The sequence below is a fragment of the Streptomyces sp. CBMA156 genome (assembly GCF_014596515.1).
Taxonomy (GTDB): domain Bacteria; phylum Actinomycetota; class Actinomycetes; order Streptomycetales; family Streptomycetaceae; genus Kitasatospora.
Window position 1 is genome coordinate 20,999 of sequence record NZ_MSJQ01000057.1, and the last position, 6,814, is coordinate 27,812.

General features: G+C 71.5%; 10 protein-coding genes. 6 read left to right on the forward strand and 4 right to left on the reverse strand.

Annotation, left to right across the window (positions count from 1 at the left end; all coding sequences use genetic code 11):
* Window positions 1-180: 180 nt before the first annotated feature.
* The 3 genes from BU198_RS04325 to BU198_RS04335 all read left to right on the forward strand — a co-directional run bounded on the left by BU198_RS04325 (window position 181) and on the right by BU198_RS04335 (window position 1,636).
* Complete coding sequence (locus BU198_RS04325) at window positions 181-576, forward strand: copper chaperone PCu(A)C (protein ID WP_188295485.1); 396 nt, start codon at window positions 181-183, stop codon at window positions 574-576.
* 35 nt (window positions 577-611) lie between these two features.
* A complete protein-coding gene (locus BU198_RS04330) occupies window positions 612-989 on the forward strand; it encodes a hypothetical protein (RefSeq protein WP_188295486.1) in 378 nt (125 codons plus the stop codon).
* A 128-nt stretch (window positions 990-1,117) separates the two neighbouring features.
* Window positions 1,118-1,636, forward strand: a complete 519-nt coding sequence (locus tag BU198_RS04335) for a DinB family protein (protein ID WP_188295487.1) — start codon at window positions 1,118-1,120, stop codon at window positions 1,634-1,636.
* On the opposite strand, the gene BU198_RS04340 is transcribed toward BU198_RS04335, so the two are convergent.
* Complete coding sequence (locus BU198_RS04340; RefSeq protein ID WP_317619957.1) at window positions 1,627-2,163, reverse strand: winged helix-turn-helix domain-containing protein; 537 nt, start codon at window positions 2,161-2,163, stop codon at window positions 1,627-1,629. The two genes, BU198_RS04335 and BU198_RS04340, sit on opposite strands and share 10 nt — an antisense overlap.
* Window positions 2,164-2,221: 58 nt before the next feature.
* Here BU198_RS04340 and BU198_RS04345 point away from each other — a divergent pair, with 58 nt between their 5' ends.
* The 3 genes from BU198_RS04345 to BU198_RS04355 all read left to right on the forward strand — a co-directional run bounded on the left by BU198_RS04345 (window position 2,222) and on the right by BU198_RS04355 (window position 4,497).
* Window positions 2,222-3,133: a S41 family peptidase gene (locus tag BU198_RS04345; protein ID WP_188295488.1), complete on the forward strand. Its 912-nt coding sequence runs from the start codon at window positions 2,222-2,224 to the stop codon at window positions 3,131-3,133.
* A gap of 143 nt (window positions 3,134-3,276) precedes the next feature.
* Window positions 3,277-3,660, forward strand: a complete 384-nt coding sequence (gene gcvH, locus BU198_RS04350; protein ID WP_188295489.1) for a glycine cleavage system protein GcvH — start codon at window positions 3,277-3,279, stop codon at window positions 3,658-3,660.
* A 249-nt stretch (window positions 3,661-3,909) separates the two neighbouring features.
* A complete protein-coding gene (locus tag BU198_RS04355; protein WP_188295490.1) occupies window positions 3,910-4,497 on the forward strand; it encodes a hypothetical protein in 588 nt (195 codons plus the stop codon).
* Window positions 4,498-4,572: 75 nt separating this feature from the next.
* Here the strand turns inward: BU198_RS04355 and BU198_RS04360 are convergent, their stop codons facing one another.
* The 3 genes from BU198_RS04360 to BU198_RS04370 form a co-directional block, all read right to left on the reverse strand.
* Window positions 4,573-5,073, reverse strand: coding sequence for a peptidylprolyl isomerase (locus BU198_RS04360; protein ID WP_188295491.1), 501 nt, complete (start codon window positions 5,071-5,073; stop codon window positions 4,573-4,575).
* Window positions 5,074-5,158: 85 nt separating this feature from the next.
* Entirely contained in the window at window positions 5,159-6,265 is a 1,107-nt protein-coding gene (locus tag BU198_RS04365; protein WP_188295492.1) for an RCC1 domain-containing protein, read from the reverse strand.
* Between the two features lie 230 nt (window positions 6,266-6,495).
* Window positions 6,496-6,814: helix-turn-helix domain-containing protein (locus BU198_RS04370; protein ID WP_188295493.1), on the reverse strand; the 319-nt coding region annotated here is incomplete at its 5' end.

Sequence of the window (6,814 nt, forward strand, 5' to 3'; positions counted from 1 at the left end):
TACCCCCTGCGCTCCCTCGCCAGGAGGGAAGCAAGGGGTATTTCTCTTTTCCAACAAGTGATTTGATGACTCGTCACTCCATCAGGTGATCTTCCGTCAAGCATCCTTGCCTTTGGATCAACCGCAAGATCTGCTGGCGCCACGGGTCGAGGGACGACCCCACCGAGGGGAGCCATACCAATGAAGATTCCGGTCACTACCGACGTGAAGGTCAGGGACAAGTCCGCCTGGGTCCGCTGGCTGCCGAACGCGCTGCCGGCCGCGGGGTACATCACGCTCGACAACTCCGCCGACAAGCGGTACGAGATCACCAAGATCAAGAGCCCCGACTACAAGAACATCACGATCTACCAGACCGTCACCGACAGCGAGAGCTCCAAGATGGTCAAGCTGGACAAGGTGACCCTCTCCGCCAAGGGCGGCTTCGCCTTCGTGCCGGGCCAGTACCACCTCATGCTGGAGAAGCCGACCCGCCTGATCACCCCCGGCGACAACGCCCGCGTGATCTTCTTCCTCGACGACGGCACCGTCCTCAAGGTCAGGATCCCCGTCCGCACCTCCCCCGAGCTGTACTGACCCCGCCGACCACGCCGCCACCTGGAGATCCGGACATGACCACGTACCACCTCGACCTCGGCGACAACCGGGCCGAAGTACTCGACTCCGTCACCAAGCTCACCCTCGTCGGCTCCGAGCTCGACCTCGACGCCCTCCTCACCACCGGCGTCAGGGCCCCCGTACCGCTGTGGGGCGACGTGCTCCTCGCCCGCGGCGACGACCGCCACGAAGCCACCACCCAGTGGGCCGAGGACGTCGAGAACACCGCGACCCACCAGGACGTCGTCCTGATCGCCGGCGACCCGGCGGACCCCGCGTCCCGCCGCGTCCGCCTCGCCGACGCCTGGGCCAGCACCACCTACCACCTGGACGAGGACGACGACCCGGACGCCTTCGTGATCAGCTTCAGGAACATCACCATCGAGAAGTAGCCGTCCCTGGGCGAGCGGCTCCGGAGCGGGACGTCGGCCCGGCCGACGTCCCGCTCCGGCCCGGCCCGCCACACCCCCGCGCGTTAATCGGGTGCGCCCGCCGGACGGCCTCGGTACCCTGCACCCCCATGGCACCGGAACTTCAACGCCCCCCGCTCCAGGCGGACGAACGCACCGCACTCATCGGCTGGCTGGACCTGCAACGGCAGATCCTGCGCTGGAAGTGCGAGGGGCTGAGTGACGAGGACGCGCACCGCTCGACCCTCCCGACCTCACCGGCGATGACGATGGCCGGCCTCGTCTCCCACATGCGCTGGGTCGAACACCTCTGGCTGGAGGTGCTGTTCCTCGGCGGCGACGAGAAGCAGAACCCGTCCTTCGACAAGTCGGGCGGCGAGGACGCCGACTGGCAGACCGGCGGCCGCCCCCTCGCCGAACTGCTCGCGGAGTACGAGGCCCAGTGCGCCCGCAGCAACGAGATCGTCGCGGCGGCCTCCCTGGACGACGTCGGCCGCCACACCGGCTTCCGCTCCGCCGGCGCCAACCTCCGCTGGATGCTGATCCACCTCGTCGAGGAGACCGGGCGGCACGCGGGGCACGCCGACATCGTCCGGGAACTCCTCGACGGCTCGAAGGGCTACTTCTGACGCGGGACCGCCACCGGCCCCGCCGCCCCGTCCTGCTGGTAGAGCGTCACCAGGAGGCCGTGCACCGGCTCGCCCTCCGCGTCCTCCTCCGTCCCGTCGACCAGTGCGGCCAGCGCCTCGGCGAGCCGCGCCGCCTTGGCCGGGCCGAGCCGGAGATGGCGCAGGGTCAGGAGGTGGCCGGCGGGTGAGCGGTCCAGCTCCTGGGCGACGGCGCCGAGCAGCGCGGCCGTGCCCTCGGCCCGCGGTTCGGCGACGAGGAGCCGCTCGGCGGTCCGCCGGTAGTACTTCTCGGTGCCGCCGCGCACCCGTCGCGTTCCCGCGTCCTGGACCAGCCCCGCCTCGCACAGCACCCTGAGGTGGTGGGAGACGCTGCCCTTGTTCGCCCCCAGCTGCGCGGCGAGCCGGCTGATCGTCGACGGCCGGGCGCCCAGGGCGAAGAGCAGGCGCTGGCGCATGGGGTGGGCGAGTGCGGTGTGCTGCGCGGGCGTGCTGATCCGCTGGACGTCCTCGTCCGGTTGGTGGCTCACCCGATCAAGCGTTAAGTACGGTTGACGCTTTGGCAAGCCGCTGCTCTACTCCCCTCCCATGACCTCCACCACATCGTCACCCGCCCTGGATACCGTCGCCGTCGTCGAGTCGATCGCCGGGCTGGTCGGCGAGCACTACGTCTTCCCGGACGCCGCCCGGCAGCTGGCGGCCCTGCTGCGGCGCCGCGGTGCCGAGGGCGCCTACCGGGCCGGATCCGCCCAGGAGTTGGCGGAGGCGGTCACCGCGGACCTGCGGTCCGTCAACGGCGACCTGCACCTGGCCCTGACGTACCACGCCGTGCCGGTGCCGGCCGAGCGGGGCGCGGCGGTACTCGCCGCGATGCGCAGGGACTTCGATGCCTGGCTCGGCGGTGTTCCGCGCGTGGAGCTCCTCGACGGCGGCGTGGCGGTGCTGGAGATCGCGCCCAAGATGTTCCCGCTGGACTGGGCGGCGCAGCCGCTGGCCGCGGCGCTCTCCCTGGTGGCACCGGCCCGCGCCCTCGTCCTGGACCTGCGCCGCAACACCGGTGGCGATCCGGACACGGTCGCCTTCGTCTGCGGCTACCTGCTCGACGGCCGCACCCACCTCAACACCCTGCTCTCGCGTCAGGGGGAGGTGGCCGAGCAGTCCTGGACGCCCCCGTTCGTGCCGGGTGCCCGCTTCGGCGCCGACAAGCCGCTGTACGTGCTGACGAGCGGGAACACCTTCTCCGCGGGCGAGGAGCTCGCCTACGACCTCCAGCAGCTCGGGCGCGCCGAGGTCGTCGGGGAGGCCACCCGGGGCGGCGCGCACCCGCGCGACGGCTGGACGGTGCACCCGCACCTGGAGCTGAGCGTGCCCGTCGCCCGCGCGGTCAACCCGGTCTCGGGCACCAACTGGGAGGGCACCGGCGTCCTGCCCGACGTGCCGTGCGAGGCCGATGCGGCGCTCGACCGCGCGCTGTCCCTGGCCGTGGCGCGCCTGGCCTGAGTCCTTTCCTCCGGTTGGGCGCCCGGCGGACGCCTGTCAAGTGAAATTGACGATTCGCCAGTGATGTCGAGGCGTTCCGGCCTCCTCCCGGCGGCCTGGGGCATGCTGAGTCCGCTGATGACCTACACCCCGGAGGAGTGGACATGTCGCACATCCCTGATGAGCTGCGGTACGCCGAGACGCACGAGTGGGCACGCCTGGAGGCGGACGGCACGGTGACGGTCGGGATCAGCGATCACGCCCAGAAGGCGCTCGGCGACATCGTGTTCGTGGAGCTGGCTGAGGTCGGACGTGTCTTCGGGGCCGGCGATCCCGCCGGTGTCATCGAGTCGGTCAAGGCCGCATCGGACTTCTACGCGCCGGTGGGCGGCAAGGTGACCGCCGTGAACGAGGAGCTGAACGACAGCCCGGAGCTCATCAACGACGATCCCTACGAGTACTGGATCCTCAAGCTCCGGCCGTCGGACAAGGCCGAGTTCGGCCGGCTCCTCGACGCCCCCGGCTACCGGGCGGCCGTCGGCGACTGACCCGCACCGCCGCCGCGCCCCGGGCGGGGGTCCGGCCCGCCCCGCACTCCTGTCGACAGGCAGGGCGCGGGTGAAGCGGACATTCCCCTCCCTCTTGTGTGCAAACGGCCGTTCGCATTCCTACAAGCTGCGGCTGCCGCCCTCCGGGCAGGCTTGGTGCCAGAAGGACCCCCCGGATCGTGAGGCTCGTCGAGCGGTTCCGATCGGGGGTTCCGGCCGGGCAAGGCCAACACCTGGAGGATCGTTTCCATGTCTCACATCCGCACCCGCCGGGCATCGGGCAAGGCGTTCGCCGCGCTGACGATGGCCCTCCTCGCGCTCGGGACCACCGCCGCCACCGCCACCGCCGGCACCGCCGGTCAGGACCGCGCGCCGTTCGCCGCGCAGGCCCGGGCCGCCGGGCTGGACGGCGGCCGGGCCGCCGAGCTCCAGCGGCAGGTCGACGCCGAGCTGGCCGCCACCGGTGGCACGCAGGTCGGTGCCAACAAGATCGCCCTCGACGGCAAGGGCTTCATGCTCCTCCCGCTGCCGGGTGAGAAGCGCGCCCGCGACCTGGACGGCGGGGAGGCCGGGATCCTCGGGGACCCCTGTTACCGGGGCTACGCGTGCTTCTACCAGTACGAGAACTTCGAGGGCCCGTCCTTCAACCTCTACGACTGCGGCGTCAGGCACGCGATCTCGTGGTCGGGTACCGGGTCCTGGATCAACAACCAGCCGTCGAAGTACCGGGTGAAGTTCTACGACGTCAACGGGAACCTCGGCTGGACCTCGCCGGGCGGCCCGGTGTCCGACGCCCACGCGCCCTGGGGCTGGGTCTACGCGGTGGCCGCCTGCTGACACCTCGTCCGCCGTACGCCGCGTGAGCGGGAAGCCGGGCCCGGCTTCCCGCTCCACCACCCGCGCGTGCCCGTGCTACTCGACGACCTCGGCGCGCTTCAGGACCACGTCGTCCTTGGGGACGTCCTGGTGGCCGGACTTGGAGCCGGTGGCCACGCCCTCGATGGCGTCCACGACGGCCTGGCCCTCGACGACCTCGCCGAAGACGGTGTAGCCCCAGCCCTGGACGTTCTTGCCGCTGTGGTTCAGGAAGGCGTTGTCGGAGGCGTTGATGAAGAACTGGGCGGTGGCCGAGTGCGGGTCCGAGGTGCGGGCCATCGCCACGGTGTACTTGGTGTTCTTCAGGCCGTTGTCGGCTTCGTTCTGGATGGGCCCGCGGGTCTTCTTCTGGTTCATGCCGGGCTCCAGTCCGCCGCCCTGGACCATGAAGCCCCTGATGACCCGGTGGAAGACCGTGCCGTCGTAGAAGCCGTCCCTGACGTACTGGAGGAAGTTCTCCACCGTCGCCGGGGCCTTGTCCGCGTTGAGTTCGAGAACGATGTCGCCGTGGTTGGTGCTCAGCTTGACCTTCGACACGATTTCCTCACTGTATGCGTTGTGGCGGATACGGAAAGCTCGCCGCATTGTGGCAGGAGGGACGGCCGGGCACCGCTGGGGCGCCTCAGTTCGCCAGGCTGAAGTCGCCGCCGACCGGGGCGGCGATCCCGTCGACGCCGGTCAGCGCGGTGAGGGTGGCCACCGGGGTGGTGCTGTCGGTGGTGCTGCCGTCGCCGAGCTGGCCGGAGCCGTTGCTGCCCCAGGCGCGCACGGTGCGGTCGTCCAGCAGCGCCATGGTGTGCTCCCGGCCGGCGGCCACCAGCCGGACGCCCACCATGCCGGGGACGGTGACGGGCAGGACCCGGAAGACGGTGGTGCCGTCGCCGAGCTGGCCGGAGGTGTTCTGCCCCCAGGCCTTGAGGCGGTTCTCGTCGTCGACCACGGCGAAGCTGTGGTTGCAGCCCGCGGCGATGTGGGTGACGCCGCCCGACCAGGTCGGCCTGGTGGCGACCGGGGTGAGGCGGTTGATGGTGGTGTTGTCGCCGAGCTGGCCGGTGGTGTTGTGGCCCCAGGCCTTCACCGCGGCACCGGTGCCGGGCTTGCCGACCAGGGCGAGGTTGTGGCCGGCCCCGGCGGCGATGCGGCTGACCCCGGTCAGGCCGACGACCGGCGCGGCGACGTTGCGGCTGGACGAAGTCCCGTCTCCCAGCTGGCCGTTGAAGTTGTATCCCCAGGCCCACACGGTGCCGTCCTCGCGCAGGGCGAGGCTGTGGTGCAGGCCCGCGGCGATCGCGACGACCCGGCTCAGGCCGGCGACCCGCACCGGGAGGCTGCTGTCGGCGTTCGTCCCGTTGCCGAGCTGGCCGTGCTCGTTGCGGCCCCAGGCCACCACGCTCCGGTCGGCGAGCAGGGCGAGGCTGTGCTGGCCGCCGGCGGCGATGTCGGTGACGTCGCGCAGGTCGGTCACCCGGCCGGGCGCGTTGTGGCTGGACATCGAGCCGTTGCCGAGCTGGCCCGAGCCGTTGACGCCCCAGGACTGCACCGTACGGTCCGCCAGCAGGGCGAGCCCGTGGCCGAGGCTCGCGCCGGCGCCGCCCGCGGCGATCCTGACCACCTCGGAGCCGGTCAGCCCGAGCACGGCGGTGGCCGTGGTGCGCAGGTCGGTCCAGGTGCCGTCCCCGAGCTGGCCGGAGCGGTTGTTGCCCCAGGACCTCAGGCGTTTCTCTGCCATGCGACGATGCCTCTTTACTTTTATGACAATAAGTCAAATCGTCGATACGTCACTGCTGTTGACGGCTCCACGATCATGGACCGACGCTACCGACGTGCCCGGCACCGGCAGCGGAAGCGGCAGCGCGGCCACTCGATCGGGTGAGGACGACCGCTTCGGCCGGTTTCGCACCGCGGACGTGTGGCATTGCCCCCGCCCCGACCGCGTACGTCACGCGGCGGACGGGCGGCTCACGGGGCCCGGAAGGCCTGCCGGTAGGCGCCGGGGGTCGTGCCGGTGCGGGCGCGGAAGCGGCGGCGCAGGTTGACGGCGGAGGTGAGGCCGACGCGGGCGGCGATCGCCTCGACGGGCAGGTCGGTCTCCTCCAGCAGGGTGCGGGCCGCGGCCAGCCGGCGGGAGAGCAGCCAGGCGCCCGGGCTGGTGCCCAGCCGGTCGGCGAAGCGGCGGGCCAGGGTGCGGGGCGAGACGGCCAGGCGGGCGGCCAGGGTGTCGACCGACAGGGGCGCGCCGAGGCGTTCGTCGGCCCAGGCGAGCAGGCCGTCGAGGGCC

Excerpts from the sequence above, each read along its gene's own strand:
- BU198_RS04330 (WP_188295486.1), top strand. The coding sequence starts at position 612 with ATGACCACGTACCACCTCGACCTCGGCGACAACCGGGCCGAAGTACTC.
- BU198_RS04365 (WP_188295492.1), bottom strand. The coding sequence starts at position 6,265 with ATGGCAGAGAAACGCCTGAGGTCCTGGGGCAACAACCGCTCCGGCCAG.
- BU198_RS04335 (WP_188295487.1), top strand. The coding sequence starts at position 1,118 with ATGGCACCGGAACTTCAACGCCCCCCGCTCCAGGCGGACGAACGCACC.
- BU198_RS04325 (WP_188295485.1), top strand. The coding sequence starts at position 181 with ATGAAGATTCCGGTCACTACCGACGTGAAGGTCAGGGACAAGTCCGCC.
- BU198_RS04345 (WP_188295488.1), top strand. The coding sequence starts at position 2,222 with ATGACCTCCACCACATCGTCACCCGCCCTGGATACCGTCGCCGTCGTC.
- gcvH (WP_188295489.1), top strand. The coding sequence starts at position 3,277 with ATGTCGCACATCCCTGATGAGCTGCGGTACGCCGAGACGCACGAGTGG.
- BU198_RS04355 (WP_188295490.1), top strand. The coding sequence starts at position 3,910 with ATGTCTCACATCCGCACCCGCCGGGCATCGGGCAAGGCGTTCGCCGCG.